General features: G+C 43.7%; 15 protein-coding genes. 2 read left to right on the forward strand and 13 right to left on the reverse strand.

The genetic code is table 11. From position 1 onward, the window contains the following. Positions 1-5 precede the first annotated feature (5 nt). From B5Y40_RS19520 to B5Y40_RS19570, 11 genes are all read right to left on the reverse strand, one after another. Positions 6-3,569 (reverse strand): VCBS repeat-containing protein, encoded by a 3,564-nt coding sequence (locus B5Y40_RS19520; protein ID WP_079688537.1) that lies wholly within the window; start codon positions 3,567-3,569, stop codon positions 6-8. A 95-nt stretch (positions 3,570-3,664) separates the two neighbouring features. Continuing rightward, on the reverse strand, positions 3,665-5,167 hold the full coding sequence (locus tag B5Y40_RS19525; RefSeq protein ID WP_079688538.1) for a RagB/SusD family nutrient uptake outer membrane protein: 1,503 nt from the start codon (positions 5,165-5,167) through the stop codon (positions 3,665-3,667). A 34-nt stretch (positions 5,168-5,201) separates the two neighbouring features. Beyond that, on the reverse strand, positions 5,202-8,699 hold the full coding sequence (locus tag B5Y40_RS19530; RefSeq protein ID WP_159453747.1) for a SusC/RagA family TonB-linked outer membrane protein: 3,498 nt from the start codon (positions 8,697-8,699) through the stop codon (positions 5,202-5,204). A gap of 40 nt (positions 8,700-8,739) precedes the next feature. Then, complete coding sequence (locus tag B5Y40_RS19535; protein WP_079688540.1) at positions 8,740-9,699, reverse strand: FecR family protein; 960 nt, start codon at positions 9,697-9,699, stop codon at positions 8,740-8,742. Positions 9,700-9,839: 140 nt separating this feature from the next. Then, positions 9,840-10,400, reverse strand: coding sequence for an RNA polymerase sigma-70 factor (locus tag B5Y40_RS19540; protein WP_079688541.1), 561 nt, complete (start codon positions 10,398-10,400; stop codon positions 9,840-9,842). A 532-nt stretch (positions 10,401-10,932) separates the two neighbouring features. Further along, entirely contained in the window at positions 10,933-11,712 is a 780-nt protein-coding gene (locus B5Y40_RS19545; protein WP_079688542.1) for a hypothetical protein, read from the reverse strand. Positions 11,713-11,719: 7 nt separating this feature from the next. Beyond that, entirely contained in the window at positions 11,720-12,658 is a 939-nt protein-coding gene (locus tag B5Y40_RS19550; RefSeq protein WP_079688543.1) for a DUF4249 domain-containing protein, read from the reverse strand. Between the two features lie 2 nt (positions 12,659-12,660). Beyond that, positions 12,661-15,051: a TonB-dependent receptor gene (locus tag B5Y40_RS19555; RefSeq protein WP_079688544.1), complete on the reverse strand. Its 2,391-nt coding sequence runs from the start codon at positions 15,049-15,051 to the stop codon at positions 12,661-12,663. A gap of 20 nt (positions 15,052-15,071) precedes the next feature. Then, positions 15,072-16,295 carry a hypothetical protein gene (locus B5Y40_RS19560; RefSeq protein WP_079688545.1) on the reverse strand — a complete coding sequence of 408 codons (1,224 nt, stop codon included), beginning with the start codon at positions 16,293-16,295 and terminating at the stop codon, positions 15,072-15,074. Between the two features lie 331 nt (positions 16,296-16,626). Continuing rightward, positions 16,627-17,322 carry a LytR/AlgR family response regulator transcription factor gene (locus tag B5Y40_RS19565; protein ID WP_079688546.1) on the reverse strand — a complete coding sequence of 232 codons (696 nt, stop codon included), beginning with the start codon at positions 17,320-17,322 and terminating at the stop codon, positions 16,627-16,629. After that, positions 17,312-18,079, reverse strand: a complete 768-nt coding sequence (locus tag B5Y40_RS19570; protein ID WP_159453748.1) for a sensor histidine kinase — start codon at positions 18,077-18,079, stop codon at positions 17,312-17,314. The genes B5Y40_RS19565 and B5Y40_RS19570 overlap by 11 nt, the downstream gene beginning before the upstream one ends. Positions 18,080-18,765: 686 nt before the next feature. On the opposite strand from B5Y40_RS19570, the gene B5Y40_RS19575 reads away from it, so the two are divergent. Next, entirely contained in the window at positions 18,766-20,892 is a 2,127-nt protein-coding gene (locus B5Y40_RS19575; RefSeq protein WP_079688548.1) for a TonB-dependent receptor plug domain-containing protein, read from the forward strand. Beyond that, positions 20,889-21,413 (forward strand): YfiR family protein, encoded by a 525-nt coding sequence (locus tag B5Y40_RS19580; RefSeq protein ID WP_079688549.1) that lies wholly within the window; start codon positions 20,889-20,891, stop codon positions 21,411-21,413. The genes B5Y40_RS19575 and B5Y40_RS19580 overlap by 4 nt, the downstream gene beginning before the upstream one ends. A gap of 94 nt (positions 21,414-21,507) precedes the next feature. On the opposite strand, the gene B5Y40_RS19585 is transcribed toward B5Y40_RS19580, so the two are convergent. Beyond that, entirely contained in the window at positions 21,508-22,851 is a 1,344-nt protein-coding gene (locus B5Y40_RS19585; protein WP_079688550.1) for a DUF3526 domain-containing protein, read from the reverse strand. 2 nt (positions 22,852-22,853) lie between these two features. Further along, positions 22,854-24,296: an ABC transporter permease gene (locus B5Y40_RS19590; RefSeq protein ID WP_079688551.1), complete on the reverse strand. Its 1,443-nt coding sequence runs from the start codon at positions 24,294-24,296 to the stop codon at positions 22,854-22,856. Between the last annotated feature and the right edge of the window lie 2 nt (positions 24,297-24,298).

Below are 24,298 nucleotides of genomic sequence, written 5' to 3' on the forward strand. Positions count from 1 at the left end.
ATTGGTCAACGCTTTTCAGGTGTCCTTCCCGAAGTTGTAACCTTGGAAACATTTCTATTCTTAACGAAAGCTCTGCTCGAAGATGAAAGATATCCACTGCCTATATATAGTTCTTCCTTTCTCTTTTTTCCATTGGCCAGTTCAACGATAGCATATTCATCATCCGGCTTTACTCGCACAACAGACTGAACACCACTTGTTATTTTACCAGGCTTCATATATACTTTAAGGCTATCTCTATTCTGCGTGACCAGGAACAGTTCTCTTCCTTGTTTGGAAATCAACTTTGCTATAGCTTTAGCATCGCCATCGACAAAAAATCCAGACTGTGTGACGGGGACAGCTTTGAAGTTTCCTTTACCATCCCCCTGAAGATAGTTGCCGATGCCAGCGTCATAGTAACCCGATAAGACTTCGGACGCATATGAATTACCGACTGAAAGTATATCCAGATTTCCATCTTCATCCAGATCGGTTATCAACATTCCGAACATGGGTGAGAATTGCGCTTGAGGGGGCAGTGGTTTTATTTCAAAATTATTGTTGCCGTTATTTTGGATATATACCGATGAGAGCATTGTACTTTTCAACACCATCGAATTCTCCAATTTCTCTTTGGAAAGCAGATCCTGTATACCCATGCCGCCATATAGCGAATAGCGAAGTGCAACACCGCGCAGGCCTGGAATCTGGCCGGTAAGCGCCTCCCGCGGATGAACGGGATGTTCCTTGCCCTGGATATACCGGCAAAGAATAGGGTCAACGGAACCGTTGTTATCAAAGTCTTTTGCATATACCGTAACAGGTTCATCATCGGATGCTTTATAGATCGAATTGCGCCCGAGGTTACCGGCTATATAATCTATATCACCATCGTTATCAAAGTCGCCACCGGATATACTATTCCACCACCCTGCTGAATTCTCCAGTGTTAAAGGGGTAAACGATTTTCCTTTTTCATTTATAAAAAACGTAATCGGCATCCACTCTCCCACCAATACCAAATCTGTCCAGTTATCATTATTTACATCAGACCAAATTGCTGAAGTTACCATACCGATGCTGCCAAGCACGGAAGAGAACGTTGATGTTTTGTTTTCAAATTTTCCATTTCCGTTATTGACGAGAATATAGCTCTCGGGTGCTTCCGGATAACGCAGTGGAACAACTCTTCCTCCGACAAAGAGATCAAGATCTCCATCACGATCAAAATCATTTGCTGCTACACAACTTCCGCTGCTGGTAAGTTCTGGCAAAGCGTTGGTGTCATGCACGAATTTTCCTTTGCCGGAATTTCTATAGAACCGATCCTGATAATTTACTTTGTCGCGTTTAAATTCAGAGCTTCCACTAACACAGTATAAATCCAGGTCTCCATCATAATCGGCATCAAAAAGAAGAACGCCCATGTCTTCAGCAACCTTTGCAGGAAGAGAATCTGTTTTAAACGAACCATTTCCTTGCTGCAGAAAAATTTTAGCACACTTGCCAGCGGACCCTCCCAGTATAAAATCATCAAGTCCATCACCATTCACATCACCAACGGTGATGCCGGGTCCACCCTGTGAGTGCTTGTGCGGTAACAAAAACTGGCCTTCCAGAAAATCAACAAATTCTTCTTCATGATGTTTATAGTATATACCAACTGCCTGATGGGATTCTGTTAACACAGTTGCAGAAGGAACACTGTTCTTAGCAGCGGCAACTGCATCGCTCATCTTTACGGTGATGACTTGATTCACTGGAACATTTCGCAAGGTTTGACTCTTCCCTCCCGGCCACATTATTTTGATTGAATCAACTTTACCGGAAGGCACTTTACCAAGACCAACGTGCTCGATATTTTCAACCGTAGATTTGTAACCACGTATAGTCTGGTGTTCGGCATAATGTACCTGTGCATTAGCGTATAGTGATACCGTTGTGCCGTATCCCGCGAGGTTGCCCTTTTCTCCTTGTAGTTTGATTCTTAAAAAATGATGATCACTTTTGGTTTCAGCCGTAATCAGATCATTCCGATATACAAATGCTTCATCGTTGATGTTGTTGGTAACCAGATCGAGATCGCCATCATTATCCAAGTCAGCATACGCAGCACCATTTGAATAGGATGGTTGATCGAGTCCCCATTCTTTAGCTTTATCTGTGAACGTCAGGTCACCATTGTTACGGAAAAGGAAATTAGGCTTTCGCACTCCCGGCAGCTTTTCCACTTCCTGGCGAATGTGCTTCATCCTGTTTCTATCGGTGCTAAACATGGCAAGCTCTTTACCGTATGCTATAAAGTCCTGGTCTGTAACATCCTTGCGATAGCCATTACCTACAAACAAGTCGCGGTAGCCATCATTGTCAAAATCAGCAAACAAGCTGCTCCAGCTCCAGTCGGTAGCATATATACCGGAGAAGTATCCTATATCACTGAATGTATTGTTACCGTTATTGAGCTGTAACACATTTCGGATGTACTGATATTGGTATCCCTTCTCGCGAAAAAGCCGGAAGCGATCATAACCGACTGTTGAGAACATGGTCTTTTGCCGCAGGTTGTCATCCGGCAACATGTCCAACACAACAATATCATTCAATGCATCATTGTTAATGTCTGCTATATCTATTCCCATCCCGTTCTGCTCCTGGTGTTTGAGCATCGAACTTATCGTATTTACAAACTTGCCATCGCCTGTATTGATATATAGATGGTCGTTAGACATGAAATCATTGGCTATATATAGATCAGGATATCCATCGCGGTTGATGTCGTTCACAACGATACCGAGCCCCCAGCCTTCTGCCTGTACGCCAACCTCTGCCGATACATCTTTGAAAACCGGAAGACCGTTAACCACACCGTCATTGCGATAGAATTTATCTACACTTTTACCGGTACCATCATTTCGCAGTCCCATGATCTGGTTTCGGTTATACGACTCGAGTGCGTTGGTTAGCATATACATGTCCAGATCGCCATCCAAATCGTAGTCGAGGAAAGCGGCCTGCGTTGCGTAGCTGGAATCTGCCAGTCCTACTTTTGCAGCGACTTCTTCAAATACGGGAATTCCCGCTTGGTTGACGCCTTTGTTGAGGTATAAAAGATTAGGCACCGGAGGCCTGTTGGTATAGGGTTGAATCGTGGATATATATACATCCAGCAGTCCATCCTGATTGATATCAACCATCGATACTCCTGTGCACCACACCTTGGTTTTTATGGAAGCGCTTTCGCTGATATCGTCAAATTTGAAATTACCTTTGTTCAGATATAGTGCGCTCGACACCATATTGCCCGCAAAGAATATATCGGTTAGCCCATCGTTGTTCACATCGCCAACGCCAACACCTGCACCGTTGTAGATATACTCGAAACTTAACACATTAAAACTGTCTGTTTCGGTTAGTTCGTTTTTGAAAGCTATACCTGTAACAGAGGATGGAAGTAACTGAAATAATGTTTTCTCATCCTGACCATCACAACCCGGCAATAGCCAGCCAAGCATTACTATAGCAAGAACATATTGAATACGAACGACATTGAAAACTCTTATCGTCTTGCATTTTTTTTCTACAGGCATAATAAGTTAGGGTATCAAGTTTGCACGTACTGTAAATATGAAAAGGAGCGAGAAAAATACTCGCTCCTTTACAATGTCTAACGCCTGGTAACAGCTTACCAACCTGGGTTTTGATCGGCCTGCGTCAACACAGCGTTACTGTTTATTTCCTGCTGTGGTATAGGCGCCAATGCATGTTTTTCGGCATAGTATGAGAGCGGTTCTGAAGGCAGTTTACCCAATGCCCGCCAGCGAAGTATATCTCTGTTTCGGATCTGTTCGCCTGCCAGTTCAACTCTTCTTTCATGAATGATTGCCCTGAAGACTTCCGAAGGAGAGTTCACCGGATAGTTGGCTGTTGGGTATGGAGGCATTTCAACACCTTCTCTTGATCTTACTTCGTTCAAGTAATCAATAGCGTCACCATCATTCCCCAATGCATTCTGAACTTCCGCCATGTTCAGCAACACTTCAGCATAACGCATTACTCTCATATTGATACCCGATCGTTGATCTTCGTTATCGGCCTTATAGATTTTTTGATACTTCTTCCAGCCCCAGTTTTCAAGCACTTTGGTTCCGTTCGAGTACTCATCGCCGATAAAATAGAATGTATCATTATACCTGGGGTCGTCCTTTGGATCACCGTCCGCTACCTTTTCATACTCTTCCATCAAAGACGTTGATGGAATGAGATTTCTCCATGCGTTAGGACCGTACTCTTGCCCACGGAACGTTACTTCTGTGCTCGTTCCTTGTCCGGTGGCATCCCAGCTTGATCCTCCGTTAGCCTCTGTAAAAGCAACTTCAAACAGGGACTCGGTATTGAATTCATTTTCTTCTCTGAAGTTCTCTATGTATGGAACATCGGCCCAGTCATTAAAAGCCCCTCCATTGATGATTTCCGCCAGCAATGGTTCGGCCAGGTTGTACTGCCCCCGCTGCATGTACACGCGCGCCAGGAGGTTCTGAGCTGCTTCCTTGTTGGCTCTTCCCACATTACTGTCATTGTACTCTGCTTTCAAAGGAAGGTTCGCTATAGCAGTTTGAAGATCGGAGATGATCAAGTTATATACTTCATCTGCGGTTGCGCGAGGTTTATCTTCACCGATTGCTTTCGCGTACGTTTCCATTAGCGGCACTCCACCCCACACCGTAACCAGGTCGAAATATGCTAATGCTCTCAAAAATTTAGCCTCGCCTACAACGCGCAATTTCAATTCTTCAGTAACATTTTCGGTAGCCTTCGGAGCGTTATCGATTACCTGGTTGGCCTGATGGATGAGTCTATACCATCCACGCCAAACTTGCATGAGCACGCCATTGGAAGCATCATGGGTACCTGTTAATAACTGTCCCCGGTGCGTTTCAAGCTGACCACCACCCGAAGCGACATCGTCACCTCTCATGTCGTGCAAGAAAAAATACTCGCGGCAAAAAAGGTCCAGGCTTTGCAGGCTTGAATAAACTGCATTTACACCGCCTACGATCTGATCGCCATTTTTGTAGAATGACTCAGGCGTGAATTCATTGGGATTAGACTTGTCCAGTATATTGTCGTTACACGACAAGGTGAACGCCAACATCCCTATCAGTGATAATATTAATTTTCTTTTCATTGTAATGCTTAATTAATGATCAAATGAAAACCCGTTAAAACCCTACTTGTAATCCCACTACGATACTTCTTGCCTGCGGAAACTGGCCGTAGTCAATTCCTGTGGTAAGTCCGTTGGTGCTTACATTTCGGTTACCAATCTCAGGGTCATAACCGCTCTTATACTTAGTGATGGTAAGCAAGTTTTGCATGGTGGTATAGATTCTCAGTCTTGTGACAGCACCCGCGGTAAAAGAACCAGGGGACGAAAAGTTATAGCCTAGCGTCAGGTTCTTTATTCTAAAATAGGAACCATCTTCCACGAAACGGTCAGAAGCCCTGGCATTTTGATTGGGATCACCAGATATAGCGCGGGGAACATTCGTGTTAGGGTTCTCAGGAGTCCATCGGTTTAACACCGCTGTTCCGGCATTAAATAATCTGGTCATACCCTCCAGGTCATATTTTACGATGCTATAAATTTCATTTCCGGAAACGCCCTGCAAAAACAGCGAGGCATCAAATCCTTTCCAGTTCGCAGAGAAGTTAACACCATACGAAAAATCAGGAAGAAAGTGCCCGACATTGGTTTTATCTTCAGCATTCAATACGCCATCACCGGTAACATCTTTAAAGCGGATATCGCCCGCTCTGGCATTGGGTTGCATCGGATGTGCTTCTCCTTCCTGAAATATACCATCCACTACATATCCATTGAAATAGCCGATAGGCTCTCCTACTTTTGTGAGCGTCAGGTTATCACCATACCAGTCGCCTTGCGCGATTGTAGTGCCTTCTTCTCCCAGGCTGAGCACCTCATTCTTTATGAACGAGATGTTTCCGGAAGCGCCGAAGGTAAAATCACCGGAGGATTTTTCGTAACCAAGTTCAATTTCATAGCCTTTATTTTCAACCTCACCAACGTTGTCAAACGGGTTTACATCATAGCCAAAGGAAAGCGGAATCGGACGTGAAATAATCATGTCTTTTGTCCGGTTGTTGAAATACTCAACTGACAGCGTCAACTGATTATTGAGAACACCTACATCCAAGCCTATGTTTGTCATATAGGTGGACTCCCAGGTCAGGTCAGTGTTAGCAAGAGCCCGAATGGTATATCCTGTTACAGCAGCACCACCAAATTGATAGATCTGATTGCTGGATATGGTAGAGATCCATGCATAATCTCCGCTGCTGTTATTACCCGTCACTCCATAGCTGGCGCGAAGTTTCAGATCACTCACGATATCATTATTTGCTAAAAACGATTCTTCACTGATACGCCATCCGGCAGATACAGCCGGGAAGTTACCCCATCGGTTAGCAGGACTGAATCGTGATGATCCATCGCGTCTGAAAGAGGCCCCTAGTAAATATTTGCCATTATATTCGTAGTTCACTCTTCCGATATAGGAGATCAATGCCGACTGAGACCTGTCGCCATTGAAACTTAACTTGGACAAGCCTACTGGCTGGGTTATGTCATTCGATATTGGATTTTCACCGGCTCCTGTGACCTGTGAAAAGTTGTTTGTCTGCTGCTCGGCAACAACTGTTGCGTTGATCGAATGCTTTCCAAAAGTTTTATCGAACGTTAACTGATTGGTGAGCAGTACTGATGTAAAGTCCTGTCTGTTCTGATTTAGCAAGGCAGCCGCACGGTTTGAATATCCACCGGTGTTATAGGCAGCCGAGTGACTTCGTTGGGTATACGCAACGTAGTCAACACCCGCTTTGAACCGGTACGTCAGGAAATCAAAAATCTTAACATCAACATAGGCATTACCTAAAAGCTTTAGTCGCTGCTGATTTTGTTTATCCTGTAAAGCAATCCGCACGGGATTTTCCGGATCAGATCCATCTACGCTCTGAGCACCAAAAAATCCACCGAAGTTATCAGGGTTATATACCGGGAAATAAGGAGAGCTTCGGAACATATGCTGAAGTTGTGTTCGGCCGCCGGCCTGTTGCTCTACTTTACGTTCGTCATAAGCTATATAAAAGTTTTGTCCAACGGTTACTCTTTTAGATACGTTGTGGTCTGTATTTAACCGTACATCACCTCGTTGGTAGCCTGTGCCCAACATGATCCCCTCCTGTTCGAAGTATCCCATGGATGCAAACATTTTAGATGCCGCTGAGCCGCCTGATAATTCAACCTTGTGCTGCTGAATGCGGCCTGTTCTAAACATCTCATCCTGCCAGTCAGTATTTGTTTGTCTGAAGGTCTGCGATGTCTGTGAGTTGATGGGCTGATCCAAGCCACCCAATTCAATTCTATCGGGAACGCCAGAGCCAACTACTACATCCGGATCGGTGCCATTGGTTTCGTTCTTATATATATCAGCATTGGTCATTAACTCCGTAGCAAAGTCTATGTATTGATCCGTATTTAACAGATCGAGCTTTCGCCATGCCTGCTCCACTCCGTAATAGCTATCAAAGTTCACGCTTAGCTTTTTATTGTGAGCACCACTTTTTGTAGTGATCAACACCACGCCGTTGGAAGCTCTGGAGCCGTAGATCGCAGCAGCACTTGCATCTTTTAACACATCAACCGACTCGATATCTTTAGGGTTGAAGCTGTTCAGATCTGAAGTCGGAAATCCATCAACTACGAATAAAGGATTGGCGTTATTAATGGTACCAACGCCTCTCACCCTGATGATTGGAGCTTCACCAGGTGCGCCATTGTTAGTCACAGAAACACCGGCGATGCGACCTTGTAAAGCCTGGCCTACGTTTACTACGGGCTGTGCACTTATCTCTTTAGAGGACAGGGATGAAATAGCTCCTGTGAGAGATGCCTTTTTCTGTGTACCATAGCCGACAACGACAACTTCACCCAATTGTTGAACATCTGGTTTCAAAGCGATATTGATGTCCGTTTGATTGCCCACGACAACTTCCTGCGATACAAAACCGATAAAGCTTATCACCAGTACAGCATCAGCATTCGGAACATCCAGAGAAAATCTACCATCGGTGTCAGTCGTTGTTCCCAGGGCTGTTCCTTTTATCAAAATATTTACGCCCGGAATTGGACTTGCGTTATCATCTGTGACGCGGCCCTTCACAACTATATCTATATCAGAATTTGATATTGGACTCGTTGCCTGGTCAGAATATACTTCCAGAACAGGTTCATCAGCGCTGCTGTCTGCCTTCAATGCGCCCATCTCCTTTCGGATAGACTGAGAACCAGAAGTGGACAAGATCGAGTACGTTGACTTGTTAACCTTTATATACTTTAATCCAACAGGAATCAACACAGCGTTCAATGTCTTTTCGACATTGTTGCTGTAAGAAATTTTTCCCACTATCTCTTTGCCGTCTATGACCGCAGACTCATAGACAAAAGAGACCTTAAAGTGAGTTTGGATTTCCGAAAGTACCTCATGCAAAGAGCGCTTTGCCTGGTGCGAATAACCATTTGTTTTTTTCGCGTCTGCATACAAGTTCGCCTGAGCATTCGTCAAATGCGTAAAACTTAAAAGTGCTATGCTAAAACAGCACCATCTTAAGTAACGATTAATAAAGTAGTGTCTCATCATGATTTGGTTTGGGTTGTTAGTGTTCAATAGATATATACTACTAATGATGTTTTGAGTATACCGTGACCAATTGTCCCTGTTTCTCAACTTTGAGATCAAGGGTTTCACCAATTGCATACAATATCTCATCGACCGTGGTGGCCGATATTTCACCGGAGAGTTCTCTGGTTTCAAGTGCGGGATCTGAAAATGTAACATTCAGACCATAGGTGTCTTTCAATAAAATGGATATTTCGCGCAACGGAGTCCGTTCAAAAAATAGTTTGTTTTCGACCCACGAGGTATAGCGTTGTTTGTTGACGCTCTGCGCAGACAATTCTTTATTCTTTACAGTAGCCAGTTCACCCGGCTTTAAAAAGAGTGCTTGGCTAGTATCGGCTCCATCGAGTTCGAGTTTTACTTTCCCTTCCGTAAGCATAACTTCGGATGAGGCATGACGTGTGTTTACATTGAATTTTGTACCTAAGACTTCAACGTTGAGTTGATTAACACCATGCACAACAAACTTCTGATGATTCTTCGTATGGGTTACAGAGAAAAATCCTTCGCCTTCTATCCATACTTCTCTCGCTGTATTTTCGTCCCAGTTCGATGCGTATTGAAGTACAGAGTTGCCGTTAAGTATGACCTTTGATTGATCAGGAAGTGTAATGGTGCGCTGTTCACCAAAGGCCGTCCGGATTTCATGCAGGCGATTTGATGCGCTATACCACCAGAGGGAAATCCCTATAACAAGCAGCACCGTAGCGGCAATTTTATAGAGTAATGGTATATATGAAATAGATTTTTCTCGATCGCGTTCTTTCTTCTGAATCTCGCTCTTAATAGAGAAAAAAATCTGGTTCTCGATATCTTGCAGTTGCTCTTCGGTATGGTCCCTTGTAACAGAAGTATCTTTCTGAGCGTCAGACCAAATTTTATCCAGCAGGGCGATCTCCTCAGGAGTCGCAGTTCCGGATTTATAGCGCTTAATCAGTTCGGCTAATTTTTCGTAATTCATAGGCTGGTCGAGAGAATGGCTCTCGAAGTGAAGACGGCTGCCATGGAGGGTAACCCTAAAACTGATTTGTCAAAATAATTATGAGGCAGAAGCCACAAAGGAAATTTCAAAGGCACTGAGCCTGATGTGGGTGTTGGCTGTTAAAGAACAGCTAGGCAGAAAATAAGGATCTCCGAGAGAAACATAGCTAAGCGAATACGTAGTCTTTTTATAGCCTGAGTGATGTGATATTCTACAGCTTTCGAAGACAACTGTGTTTTCTCGGCAATCTCATCATTTGAATATCTATGAAATTTACTCAATCGAAAAACAGCCTGTGTTTTTTCCGGCATTTTGTCCAACTCATCGTTGATGACGCTCATTCCCTCGTTGAATACAACAACATCTTCCACTGCATTTAGCTCTTCCGAAAAATCTTCCAAGGCTAATTTGTAGTGCTTTTTCCTGCAGGCTACACTATCAAAGTGATCGTAAATTTTATTCCGGATCGCAGTTAATAAGTAGGCCTCTGCATTTTCTACTTGCTTGATGTTTTTTCTATTTAACCACAACTTTACAAACACATCCTGCACAAGCTCCTGAGCGACTGTTTTATCCCGCAAGTGATTATAAGCCACGCTATACAGCTTCCTCCAAAGAGCATGGTAGATCTCTGCAAACCTTTCTTCGGATAGTATTTCGAATGACCTTATCTCCCCCATACAAACCTATAAATGCGGAAGTAGAACAAATTCAGGCGTGTGTTTCACGCCCTTTGACAAGCCCAAGCTGAACGGATTTACGTACTTGTTATTAATCTTCTTCGAGCCGCCGGCACTTGAAATAAGCGTACTTTATACAATTCTATATTATTGCAAGTAAAAAAGCAAGTAACGATTGCACATTCGTTTGTTTTACGACCCAGACAGTTCATTTGTTTACTGCCGTTTATGCATTTACTTTTAGCAAGGCTGCTTTTAAGTGGTGGATGGGTATCTGAAACACAGTTTGATTTAAATCGTAAAATCAGCGATTTCCCAAATTTCACTTTGTTGATATTAAAGTCATACTTCACAAAATCATGTTGGGTCTAAGAATGACCACAAACCTGGTTTGGCGCGGGGCAAGGACGTGATTACGACATTCATGGAAGCTATCATTGTTCCCGCTATATGACTTAACAATATACCTTGAACTCCAGACAATTGTATCTAAGTATATACCGGTTATATATACCAGTTCTGGTAATTGCAACTATTCATTTGCCAACGCAATGGCTACGCGTAGGCTTTTATCTGCAGACATTTCTGACATCGTGTTACCGCTCGGCATTCCACTACCCGGACCACCCCCCATAGGAGGTCCGCCCGGTGGCATGCCACTATTCATGCCTCCCGAAGAAGGTGAAATGCCACCCACCGGTGGAAGCCCTTTTACTGTCAATTGTATTCCTAATGATTTACCTTTCACTGTATGCATAAACGTCTTGAAGGGAAGCGCTAATTCATAAACTAAACTACCCTCAGCAGTCCAGCCAATGACAACATTGATCCCTCGCGAATTCTGCAAGGGTATATCTTCTTCCTGTTTCGCAAAATTGAATCCTTTTACCCGTATAGTGTTGGACTGGCTTATGATTGTCTTTTCCATGGTGACAGTATCACGGCCGCCAGACTCGCGCGTGGGTGGCAAGGAACGGTCAGCACCGACAAAAGGATATAGTAGCGTGACATGTCTTTTTTTGCCTCCTGCTGTATCGAGGGCAACCTGAAATCCAGCCAGGGCAATTTTGGTCTGCGTATTTTGATCGGCAGCAACGATACACATATATAGTCTGTCCCCATCATTGCGAATGGAATAGCTCAGTTTGGTGCCGGCGTGGTAATATTGCATTGGCTGTTGCCATTCTTCCAGCTTGCCGTCAATGGTAATTGGTTTGCCGGCCCACTCACTTTGCCCTACTTTTTTGGACGATGCACAAGCACAGAGTGCTATGCTCCCCAGGACGATTATTCCATTAATTATAGTATGCATATATATGTTATCTGAATTTTTTTCCCAGTCCCGACACGGCCGCTACATTAAAAAAACCAACTACCGGTGAGCCATTACCATCGAGGTTGACCACGTTACTCGATACGTTTGCCAGCGGCGTGGACATAAACAATTCAGAAAGACCGCCATTGCGATCCGTCTGAGTTATAACTTCATTGAGGTAGTTAAAGGATGCTTCGGTGACTGAGTGTATCTCTACATATATTGAGTCTCCCGGGTCTATTGAAGAAACCCGCATCCCGTCTTCATCTTCATCATTGGCATTTATACCGGTGCGCACCGGAGTAATGAAGGTAACGCCGTCAAACTCGCTGCCGGCAGACTGTGCCGCATCATAGGCTATGTTGAGCTCGCTGCTCTTATTAAGTAAACTCCCATTTTTATAGGTTCGTATCCAGTAGGTGTCTCCCTTCCCAGCGATGTCTTTAGCCCAGAACTCGGCTTGATAAAAATCTTCGTCACTCTGTGGACCGCCAAGATCATCCTGCTTTGAGAACGTAATGCTGTCCATGGGAGGAACACGCTCCATCTGGCTGGTTGCTATAAATACTTCACTTTTATAGTATACTGTAAGTGTATAGCGTGTGCCCACACTACCAATGGTCTCATTGGACTGCGGTCTCCAGCGATAGGCACCATCCCGGGAGAGTGTATCCTCCTGAAATATATATACCTGCCCTGCCTCATCGGTGACGGTAACGCTCGCCCCTGATACAGCAGGAGGCAGAGACTTGTTATCGAAATAATCCTGTGTAAGTGTCAGCGAAATAGTCTGGGTTTCCGATTTATTATTTATCCAGGCATCCACATTGAGGATGGCTTCGGTTGTACCGGTGTCCACATCGATAACATCATCGCATGAAATGCAAAGTGCCGTTGTCCCGATGAATAAAAAAAGTATATATATAGTCTGGCGTATCAGCATAATCAGAACTTAAAATTGTAGGATACAGAAGGGACCATGGTGCCAATAATGGAGACTTTGTGAGCTTCTGCCTGTAGCGGCTGGCCTGTGGCCACCCGATCATCCGATTGTGAGAAGTAGGTAGAAAACGCATTCTTGCGCGCATAAATGTTATACACCGAGAACACCCAGTAATCATGGTTCCTGCGTGTTTTACCATTTCTTCGAATCGTTTTTCCCTCCATGCGGAGGGAAAGGTCTAAACGGTGGTAATTACTGATGCGCACATCATTGCGCGCGTTGGTAGAATTATAGGGAATAAGTATACCCTGTGATGTATAGCGTTGGTTGGGATAGGTCGTTGGAGTTCCCGTTGTAAAAACAAAGTCTGCAGTGGCCGACCAGCGCTTGTTGATCTCCAGGATGCCGACCACCTTCAGGTTATGCGTTTGGTCGTAGCGGGCAGGATACCATTTGCCTCGATTGATACCATTTACTTTCAACTCGGAACGACTCAAGGTATAGCTGACCCACCCGCTAAGTCGTCCCGACTTTTTCTGCGCATATACTTCAAGACCGTATGCACGTCCTTGTCCATTTAGCAAATCACCTTCCAGATAACGATTACTCAACAGGTCAGCACCGTTAATATAGTCTACTTCATTTTCGGACGTACGGTAATACGTTTCCACAGAAGCTTCATATTGACTCTTCTCTCCGAGTGTACGAAAGTATCCCAGGGTAAACTGATTGGAAACGGTAGGTTTTAAGTTGTTGGTACTGGGCGTCCACACATTCAAAGGATTTGATGCCGTTGTGTTCGAGATGAAGTGTATATATTGTGAAGTACGGGTATAGCTCGCTTTCACTGAGCTGTTCTCATCGGTTTCATACTTAAAGGATATCCTGGGTTCGGGAGTAGTATAGGAGGCAATAGTCTGACCACTGCCATACTCTTTTTCGCTTACCACTGATCTCCTTTTACCCGGTATAGTATCATTGTATGTATAGGCTGTTCCCGCGCCGAGGTAACGAAAATGAGAGAGACGCAAGCCATACGACACATCCGCCCTAGGAGAGAGTTTAAGCTTGTGGTTGATATAAGCTGCCGATTCAAGGGCATACTTTAACTCCAGGCTATTGTCAACAGTTTCACCATTGGTAACACCCACTGTGCGGGAGGGATTGAAACGAAAGTAGGTTGCTTCCAATCCAAAATTAAGCTCGGATGTCTCACTGATATAGTAACTGAAGTCAGGCTTGAACAGGTAGTTGGAGATGGAAGAATTCCAGTCATATGAATTCGACTCGTCCTGATCAAAGCCAAGCCTATAGTTGTAGTTGCTATATACTCCAGAAAAGTTTGCAAATAGCTTGCTGCTGACAATAGTGTTCAAACGAACGGTAGCCGTCTTATTACCCCAGTTAAAAATGGCGTCGTCCGACAAACTGAAATTATCACGCCCCAGATATCCCGACACATACAAGCGATTTTTCTGATTGAGAGTATAATTGGTTTTGAGCGTTATATCATAAAAATTAAGCCCCAAGTCACCATCCAGAAATGGGCCTGCCAGTACATCAATATAAGATCTGCGTGCCGCTACAATAAAGGAAGACTTATCTTTTACCAAGGGACCTTCTACCGATAGCCTGGAGAAGATCAGACCAACACCTCCATTTACTTCCACTTGTTTACTGTTACCTTCTTTCATCCGCACATCGAGCACGGCACTGGTGCGGCCTCCATAGCTGGCCGGTATAGCACCCTTGTAAAGCTTTACATCTTTAACGGCATCCGGGTTGAAGACTGAAAAGAACCCCAGCATGTGTGATGAATTATATACCGGTGCTTCGTCCAGCAGCACCAGGTTCTGCCCGGTGCTTCCACCCCGAACATTGAAACCGGAAGACCCCTCTCCCGCCTGACTCACTCCGGGAAGAAACTGAAGACTCTTTACAATATCCACTTCGCCCAGCAGGGCAGGCAGCTTCTGAATAGTTTTTATATCGAGCTTATTGGTACTCATCTCAATGCTCTTGATACTCAAAGAGCGCCCTTCGTTTTCACCCAGGATTTCAATCTCTTCCAATTGGGAAGACTGCTCCTGGAGTTCGATGTGAAGTTTCAGGTTTTTATCCAGCAGTATAGTCCGCGTCACCTTGTTATACCCGATAAAGCTATATTCGATTGTATAAGATCCTGCTGGTAGCGTTAGCGAATAAAAACCATAGGCGTTTGTAACGACCCCCTGCCCGGTTTCACGAATAAAAACGTTCACGCCAATAAGCGACTCCCCGTCTGCGGCATCTTTAATGATCCCGTCAATAGTATATTTCGACTGCGTATACCCATATCGTTGCTCCAAAATAATTGCAAGAAAAATTATCCATGCCACCCTGTATATATTCATGCGTTGTTCGTTGATTGATGTTATTCCTTACGTAGTTTCAGCCGGTTTGCTCCTATTATATACCCCGCGGAAACACTGCCGGTAAAGCCACGAATAGCCTTGACTGCTCCTGCCGACTCGAACTCGGATGAATGGATATAGCGGATATGTACCCCGGTGAGAATACGCTTGCCAAGTCTGCAATCTATACCCGTACCGAGCGTAGTTTGAAATGCCATGCGTGCTTCTGCCTTGATTTTATTTTTGATATAGTTCGGATCTATATTAGTACCAAACCTGCCGCCGAAAACAAGAACAGCGATTGGACCGGTACCTAGCAAAATATAGGGACGAGTCTTTCTGCGATGGAAAGCATACCGGAATCCAACCGTAACCGGTAAGATCATACCTCCGCCCGCCTCGATGCGTACGCCATCCATTTCCTGCTTCTGGGGAACTTTGATCCAGCCTATATCTACAAACCAGGCCATCGAGTCATTCATCCAGGAGGTCATGTGTATGTCGAGTACCGAATGTGCATCGCTGATATCCATATAGGTCTTATCTTTTTTGGTGCGCACCCCAGGCAGCAGATAAAACCCGCCTGTCCGAAACTCAATGGACACGCGGCGAGCCCATCGTACGCGCCGTATTGAATCCTCGACTTCCATCCTGCGCACTTCGGCATTATAGAGCGGGTTTTCCCATTTTTTATAGAGAGGTGTTGCCACTGGCTCAATCTCCAGAACCTGGTTTGCCAAAGTCATTATCTCTTTAAGCGATATACCGGTTGCAGCGATCGTGTGGGTGGACACGACCCGCATTGGAAGACGACTGACAAAACTATCGGCCAGGCATTTGCTGGGAACATCATTAATGATATATACCCGGTTACGATCAATGTGAAAGTTGTCATACACCTCACCGAGTATAGTTTGTATAAAGTCAACATTATCGCTGAGTTTCGCCTCATCATGACATGTCCAGGATTCCTTGGCCGGTGAAGGCAAGAGCATAACTACCGGTCGGTTTAGTCCTTTCCAGACAGAGTCTTGCACGGGTAAAGCCTGTAAGCTTCGTGCATCGCTAAACAGCCAGAGGATGAGTGGCGCGTTCGCCACCTGTGCATCGGTATAGGCATGAGACAACCGGTATGTACGACTGACGTCACCTGTGCTCGTCACAAAAAACCGTTGTGCCTCAACCGGCTTGTATATAATCATCAGGATGAATACAAAAGACAAGACAATCCCACTTTCCCGCATAGATTATAAAGTACTAGGACCGAAAATTGCAGAAACGTAAAATGCAATGCGCAAAAAAAAGACTAATAGGAAAACGAAGCTGACTTACGGGATGATTTAATCGACTAGCCGTGCTTTGGAGGAGGCAAAAAAAGACTCAGCGACACATGACAATCCCGAGCTATATAGAATGAAATATATACTTTCATGCCAGGAACAGAAAGACAATATAGTATACATTATAATAACGTCAAGCCGGTACCCAACGCAGTCATAGGTTTAAACTCCGGAGTGATTAATATACTTTTGCTGCCTGTGAAAATTACGGTATCCTGTAGCTTCAGAAATGGGTCTAGCGAAGCCTGCCTTCTACTACCAACCTTTGAAATTGTTCGGTATATGACTCCCCTATAGGTATATAGCGGTTCCTGATATATACCTTGGCGCTACGAAAAGATATGATTTTGCTTACCGATATGATGTAGGAACGGTGTACACGCTGGAAACTCGTCGGGAGCAATTCTTCAAATGCCTTCAGCGTAGTGAGCGTCAGAATGGGGTTTGCTTCATCGGTATAGATCTTGAGATAATCTTTATATCCTTCAATAAAGTAAATAGAGGACAGTGATACTTTGATGGTATTGTGTTCTGATTTTACAAATATGAAACCATCCAAGGCGGGTTCCTTCGGTTTGAGCATTTCAAAGGCCCGATCGCTTGCTTTTAAAAAGCGATTGAAGGGTACAGGTTTGAGAAGATAGTCCAACGCGTTGAGCTCGAATCCCTGTACAGCAAACTGGTCGTAGGCGGTAATAAAAATAAAGGCAGGCGGTTTATCAAAACTTTTCAGGAACTCTATACCTGAGATATCCGGCATATTTACATCCAGGAAGATAAGGTCAACCTTGTCTGAGCGCAACATTTCGATGGCACTGAACGGTTCATGAAATAATCCTTTCAGATGAAGGTATGGTATTTTTTTAATATAGGACTCGACCAGCTCGAGCGCCAACGGTTCATCATCAATAACAATACAGTTAATTTTCATAAGCCCTTCCCTTGTGACTGAGATCAATTTTTAGTTCGACCATATAGTAGTCCTTTGAATCATCAATATCGAGTTCATAGCGGTTACTATAAATCAGATCAAGTCTTCTTTTCGTATTGGCAATGCCGATGCCACAATGCTGGTTTACTGCGGTATATTGTTCAGTGCCGGCCCGCTTCGTATTCACCACGTTGAAGACAAGGGAATGGCCCGTGACCACCAGTGTAATATCAATGGTACTCGGTTTACTATAGGAAATGCCGTGTTTGAATGCGTTCTCTATAAAAGGAATTAAGATCAGTGGTTCTATCCGTGCCCGTTGCAAGTCCCCTTCATAAACAAAGTGTATGGAGATATCCCTTTGATCTGAAATTCTAATCCGGTGCATGGCGATGTAATCCTCGGCATGGCGTATTTCTTTTAGTAAAGGAATTTTTCCGTGATTGGTTTCATACAGCACATGCCTCATGATGTTGGACAATAACATAACGGCAGCCCCGGTCTGATTCGACTTTTTCTCGGCCAGTGAAAAAATGTTATTCAAAGAATTAAACAAAAAATGAGGGTTGATTTGATACTTCAAGAATGACAATTCTGCTACCATCTTCTCTTTCTCAATACCTTCTTCTTTGAGCATTTTCATTTCGGAGCTCCGAACCAGCTCAAAGCTGGTACTAAGTCCAAACAATAAAAGCATTGGAAAAATATAGAAGGGTACTCGAAATATACTTTGCTGTGGTACTAAACTGTCAGGCATTGTCGTGACATTGTAAAACAAGGCATGTAGAATAGCGCTAAAAAGAATACACACCATAATACAAGCTATATAGCAGGTATATTTTCGTTCTGTCAAATATCGGGGCACAAGCAAGTAACTATTAATAAAATAAAATGGAATTGTGCTTATTGCTATTGTTAACCAATATCCCCCCAGGTAATCAGTTAACTCACCTTCTGCAAGACCAAGCAGTGGCCAAGGAAAAATGGCAAAAAGAAAAATAGATGCATGAAACACGTGGCGGTATTTACCAATGGTACGACTCACTGAAGAGATGTTTCGTTGATGGTGCATTTGGATCACCTAAAATCGGAATTACAATTTGAGTTACATGAATTAGTATACCAAATGGCTGAATGCGTCTGCCCAACCCCTGTGCAGAAGAACCAAATTAAACGCGCATTGCAAAAATCACCAGTCATGGAGACTAGACATCCCGCGTGCTATAGCAAACGGAGGCGCAGTAAAAACCTCTCGAATCTTAGTCGATAATACATTACCTGTCATCGGCAATAAGCACCTGATTAGTCGACTATTCAAATAGTTGCAAATAAAAGCCCCTGCGTTAATCGTTTAGTTTATAGTCTATAGGTATGCCAAAAAAAAATCGCTGTAGTAATATATAGCTATATCTGCGGCATTGACTTTAATCTAATCTTAACCACATGAAAAAAGTAAGCAGTGTATTTTTTCTCCTTTTTATCTACCTGACCCTTCATGCGCAGCAGGACTCTTTAAAAATCAAGATCGATTCGCTGTACCAGTATTACGACATGAGTCTGGAAGAACTCAGCCATGTAAAAGCAAGTGGCGTATCAAGTGAGCTGGAGACTTTCATCAATTCCCTCATTACAGTGGCCTCGCAAAAAGCAATTTCAACGCGCGAAAGTCCGAGTGCTATCTCACTAATTTCAGAAGAAGATATAAAAAAGTCAGGTGCCCGTGATCTGATTGATGTGCTACGACTGGTGCCGGGATTTGATTTTGCCTATGATGGATCAAATACCATTGGCATCGGCATTCGAGGTAACTGGGCAAACGAAGGAAAAGTACTCTTGCAGGTTGATGGCGTGCAGATGAACGAAATATTTTCCGGTGCCACACAGTTTGGAAACAATTTCCCTATTGCGAGCATCAGTCGCATTGAGATCATTCGCGGACCTGGGTCTGCTATATATGGAGGTTTTGCCGAGCTTGGTGTGATCAACATCATTACCAAAAATCCGGATGAACTCAACGGCGGCTATATCACCGGAACATTTGGACAGATGCAACACGGCAGCGCCAGGCGGACGCTAAATCTGGGTATAGGCAAGAAAGTAAAAGCATTTGAGTTTTCACTAACCGGTGTTATGGGCGAAGGAAACCGGAGCGACCGCACTGCCTTTGTCAGAGGTGTATCTACTACCATAAGCTCTCGCGAAACCATGGCAAACAATTCAGCAACCAATCCTTTCTTTTGGAATGGCAAGATTGGATATAAAGGATTTTCGCTGCGGTTGATTTATGATAACTATAAAACAGATGTGTTAACCTTAACCGATGAATCCGGTAAACGCTTCCTGTCAAGATATACCAATGCGCTATCTGCTGAAGCAAAGTATACCTGGAAGGCCTCCGATAAACTAAGTTTGACACCGTCATTGTTTCTTACTTGGCAATCGCCAGGGGTTAGCAACCTCTCCGATAGTCTGAACCTGATTCAAGACCGAGGGCATCGCTTTCAGAGTTCCGTCACGGCTGCCTATGACTTCTCCCGGAAGATAAACATGGTGACCGGGGCAACGTATTTTACAGATATAGGCACCAATGATGCCGACTCCATTACCACCATCAGTAACTATGTAAGTTCGATACAGTATCACACCTATGCCCTCTTTAGCCAATTGACCATCAAGCATCGCATTGCCAATATCGTATTAGGTGCACGCTATGAAAACAATTCAGAGTTCGGAGATGCTTTTGTTCCCCGTATAGCCTTTACAAAACGGGTTGATCGTTTTCATTTAAAGCTTTTATATAGTAATTCATTTCGATCGCCCTCGATACAAAATATTGCCAGGGGTGTTGCGAACACCTCCGGTGCTATAGGAAGTATAGGACCGGAACATACCAGGGTAGCAGAAATTGAACTAGGATATCAATTAACAAGAGATATACTGACAACAGCCAATTTCTTCAACACTTCGATAAAAGACCCAATCGTCTATATAAGTGATCTTAACCTCTATACCAACTTTGACAAGTCCGGTAGTCAAGGCGTGGAACTTGAAGCAAGAATGAAGAAACGATGGGGTTCTATTACTGCCAACTATTCTTTTTATACTGTGGCCAACCAAACCAGGTTACAGATATATAGTACACAGCAATATATACAAGGCGATACGTTGCAACCTTCGGGAGGAGATGCAAGTAAATCTACACTCCTTGCCTTCCCAGCACACAAAATCACCCTCACTGCAAACGTGACGCTCTCCAAGTCGCTGTCGATAAGCTCCTCCATCCTCTGGAACAGTAAACGTTACGGCTATGACTTCCAGACTTCGGACCAGGGTACATATGAAATTTATCTAAAGGAAGATGCACCCAAATTAATGAGCAATATATTTCTGACCTGGTCAAGCCCTGTTAAAGGACTTGATCTGGGAGCCGGTGTCTTTAACCTGTTCAATACACGGTATAATTACATGGTACCGGTTGGCTCCCGAACAGCAGCACCGCTGCCTTCCGGTTCACGGGAATATACTATACGGTTATCCTTTTTACTGAAGTCGAAAACACCACAGTCATGAGAAGAACTGTAACGCTAACCATACTGATGCTTCTGGGAATCATCGGCATATCACACAAGTCACATGCGCAGGAAAAAGATTATCGAACGCAGGTTTTGTTTCTTTACAACTTTATCAAATATATCAGTTGGCCTTCACCCGCTAATCAATTTGTCATTGGCGTTGTAGGAGACTCTCCTATCCTTGATGAGCTCCATAAGCTTGCCGGTATCCGAAAGACTCCCGATGGGAAAACAATTATCATAAAGGTTATTGAAAATATGAATGCAGTCTATGACTGTAATATGATATACCTCTCTGACATGCGCAGCAAAGACATTATAAAACTAGTAAGCATCATTCAACTCCAGCCTGCACTAATCGTAGCCGAGCGAGACGGCTTGGCAAAAAAGGGGGCCGAAATTAATTTCTTTATTCAGGATGACGATAAGCTCGGTTTTTCAATCAGCCGGAAAAATATAGAAGGTAAAAAATTGAAGGTGTCGGGTGAACTTCTCCGGCTGGCAGAATTGGCAGATTAATCAAAGTGTCATGTGTCCCTGTAGTTCATGCTCTCGCATACTTGCATAATATATACTGCAAGTATGCGCTTCTTCACCAACTACCTACCTGATTCTATAGGCTATAAAGTCTTTTTGAGCGAATGAATGCCCAACTGAAAAACACCACGATCATGACTATGAAAGGGGTCACCATTGGAAGCCAGTTCATTCCCTTTCGTGGCGGGAGAAACTCCGGTTTAAATTGCGTCCAGTCTTCGTTTTTGGGATTTGAGCTCATGAAGATTTTTGGATAGAAATATAGCCTGGTACGCTCGTGAAAATCTCCAGCATTGTCGAGAAGACGCAAGTAGTCTATTAAGCTGGTCTGTGCAAGATCGTTCAATTGTATTTGCGCATGCATCGTTGGAATAGCTAATGCGATAGCCCTGCTGATTTTATCACGTTGCAATAGTTTTTCCCGCATCGCCTTGCTTTCATTGACTGATTCATCATCACCCATCTGCTGCATGGCGTAATACCAAATCCAAAAATTTTCGTCCGGATTTCCATACTGCTTTAGTTGCGGGTAGTGCGCATAGAATTTATCCATGGTGACCTTCTTCTCCACGTCCCACTTTTTATGATAGCTATCACGCTGTTTGATAATATTGCTGAAAGCCTCTGGAACCGGATAGGCTGAAGCGACAAAGTTGTTGACAACAGCAGGAGCGAGAATCGTAAGGGCTACCCATATGGTAAGCAACGTAAGAATATTAAATCCTGAGCTATGCTTAAACATTGAAAGCCAAAACGAGAGGGCAAACCAAAAAGTGATATATAGTAGGCTCACGATAACAAACGCGCTCAATACCTCAGTCATTGGAAGCCGCAAGACTAAAGTTGCCATCAGAAATAATAGCAAAAGCATGCCATAGACAAAAAGCATTCTTATCAAAAATTTCGAGAGTATATATCGAAGAGCAGATGGGGATTGTACGGCAAGCAGTTTCCATGTTCCCGATTCATTGTCTTCTGAAAACACATTAAACGTGAAGGCTATAATGATCAGTGGAAATAAGTATATAATAACAAAACCAAAATCAAGGTTTCCGGATTGTAGTTGAACCGGATTGGTGAGATCCGTATCATACTTCTGAGCTTCCAGTGTACGAATCGTTACACTTTGTATTCCCGGATTGATGTCTCGTTGTCCAATAGAAACTGCGGCAAGCTTTTCAGGTTTGCTTATCAAGGGAAACCGGAGGTAATATAGTAAAAGTCCCATCTCGTTACTGGCGGCAACGTTGCGTTCGATGTGAGTTCGCTGGTGCTCGGTTACCTTGGCTATAGTTTCCTCTTGTCTGAAAAGAAATTGCCTCCCTATAAATATGGAAATGATTCCTATAGTCAAAAGCAGCATCAATGCAACCACGTTTATGCGCGAGCGCAGGAATTGTTTTATAAGCAATACATACATAGTTAAATCGCTTTTAAAGTTTTTGAGATCCGGTTTATAATACCAACGGCAACAACGCACCAAAGAATGAGTGCTATAAAAGATATCCCTTCGTCCTTTACGGAGGTTATCCATTCTGAAGATGTCGGCTTGAAATCCGGCACTTCCCTCCAATGATCACTGCTAATGGCATGCGGTTTATCATGGGGAGCTTTCTCATTACTGATAAGCTCCATTTGTAATTCGTTCATTTTCTGCGCAAGCAAATACCGGTATTCTTCTGCCTGATTTTGAAATACCTTGTAGGACTCAAAGTCCGTTCCTGATAAAGCCATTGAAACATTATGAATTGCGCTGAATGGATTCAGGATGGCTGTCATTTTCGTGATGCTGTTTTGTTTATCGTATACAGTGAGTAGCTTTCTTAAATGTGCCTGGTATATATTGGCACTTATCTTTTCGCCTTCACGCATAACAAAACCACTATAGTTGAAAGGTAACTTCTCAACAGAGTCTACCTGGTGGACCATGAGCACTGAATCACGAAGATGTTTGTAGTGAGGGTCATTAGGATTATGGCTATCACCTTCTTTGAGGACATCTTCTTCGATTGCCGTTTCAAACTCTATCTTCGAAGGAGCCGGATAAAAATAACTACCAAGTGCCTGCATTGTTCTGGGAAGAATTACAGCCAGTAGCAACCAAAGCGCTAGTAACTTCAATAAAGCACTCTTGGATGTTCCACTGATAGCAGACACCACTATAGTAATAAGACAAATTACGGCAAGAAAAATGACGTAGCTGACTATAGTCACCGTATAGCGAAGGAATAGCTCAACAGTATGTGAGGTTTCAGTATTGATCATAAATATGAGCGTAATGACAAAAGCGGGAACGATGATTAACATGGCTAGTCCCATCAAGCTCAGGGATTTTCCCATTAAGATTTCCCTCCATCTCGCACCTTGTGTAAGCATTACTTTCAGCGTACCGTTTTCGCGATCAGCGGAGACAGCACTGAATCCAAGAAACACGATTGCCAATGGCAGAATGATCTGAAGGAGCATGGCCACGCTGATTTCACCAAATCTTAAAAGCCCGGTGGAGAAGCTCGCTTCCGAAAAATTGATTGTGTTTTGTTTGTGCGCTTCCAGGTATATAGCATTTCCGGTATAGCTTTCCAGTCCAAAGTCAAAAATGCTCAGCGGATATTTTACACGAAAAGCAAATGATCCAAAGTGCGCCATGCGGTGAGGATGCTTGTCTGGATTGTTCTCCCAACTTTCCCTTACAACACGTTGATAGTACTCACGAATGTCATTTTGAACGGTATAGGTTCGCCATCCTGTATAGGCTGCAAAGCATATCAGCACCATGATAACAGTGAAGATTCCATAGGCTGCCTTGGAATGAAACGTGCTGCTCCAGAATTGTGTGGCAATCAGCATGACAATTTTTGACCGCATAG

This window comes from Ohtaekwangia koreensis, from assembly GCF_900167975.1.
GTDB lineage: Bacteria > Bacteroidota > Bacteroidia > Cytophagales > Cyclobacteriaceae > Ohtaekwangia > Ohtaekwangia koreensis.

Excerpts from the sequence above, each read along its gene's own strand:
- B5Y40_RS19530 (WP_159453747.1), bottom strand. The coding sequence starts at position 8,699 with ATGATGAGACACTACTTTATTAATCGTTACTTAAGATGGTGCTGTTTT.
- B5Y40_RS19560 (WP_079688545.1), bottom strand. The coding sequence starts at position 16,295 with ATGCGGGAAAGTGGGATTGTCTTGTCTTTTGTATTCATCCTGATGATT.
- B5Y40_RS19580 (WP_079688549.1), top strand. The coding sequence starts at position 20,889 with ATGAGAAGAACTGTAACGCTAACCATACTGATGCTTCTGGGAATCATC.
- B5Y40_RS19555 (WP_079688544.1), bottom strand. The coding sequence starts at position 15,051 with ATGAATATATACAGGGTGGCATGGATAATTTTTCTTGCAATTATTTTG.
- B5Y40_RS19540 (WP_079688541.1), bottom strand. The coding sequence starts at position 10,400 with ATGGGGGAGATAAGGTCATTCGAAATACTATCCGAAGAAAGGTTTGCA.
- B5Y40_RS19575 (WP_079688548.1), top strand. The coding sequence starts at position 18,766 with ATGAAAAAAGTAAGCAGTGTATTTTTTCTCCTTTTTATCTACCTGACC.
- B5Y40_RS19535 (WP_079688540.1), bottom strand. The coding sequence starts at position 9,699 with ATGAATTACGAAAAATTAGCCGAACTGATTAAGCGCTATAAATCCGGA.
- B5Y40_RS19525 (WP_079688538.1), bottom strand. The coding sequence starts at position 5,167 with ATGAAAAGAAAATTAATATTATCACTGATAGGGATGTTGGCGTTCACC.
- B5Y40_RS19545 (WP_079688542.1), bottom strand. The coding sequence starts at position 11,712 with ATGCATACTATAATTAATGGAATAATCGTCCTGGGGAGCATAGCACTC.
- B5Y40_RS19585 (WP_079688550.1), bottom strand. The coding sequence starts at position 22,851 with ATGTATGTATTGCTTATAAAACAATTCCTGCGCTCGCGCATAAACGTG.
- B5Y40_RS19550 (WP_079688543.1), bottom strand. The coding sequence starts at position 12,658 with ATGCTGATACGCCAGACTATATATATACTTTTTTTATTCATCGGGACA.
- B5Y40_RS19570 (WP_159453748.1), bottom strand. The coding sequence starts at position 18,079 with ATGCCTGACAGTTTAGTACCACAGCAAAGTATATTTCGAGTACCCTTC.
- B5Y40_RS19520 (WP_079688537.1), bottom strand. The coding sequence starts at position 3,569 with ATGCCTGTAGAAAAAAAATGCAAGACGATAAGAGTTTTCAATGTCGTT.
- B5Y40_RS19590 (WP_079688551.1), bottom strand. The coding sequence starts at position 24,296 with ATGCGGTCAAAAATTGTCATGCTGATTGCCACACAATTCTGGAGCAGC.
- B5Y40_RS19565 (WP_079688546.1), bottom strand. The coding sequence starts at position 17,322 with ATGAAAATTAACTGTATTGTTATTGATGATGAACCGTTGGCGCTCGAG.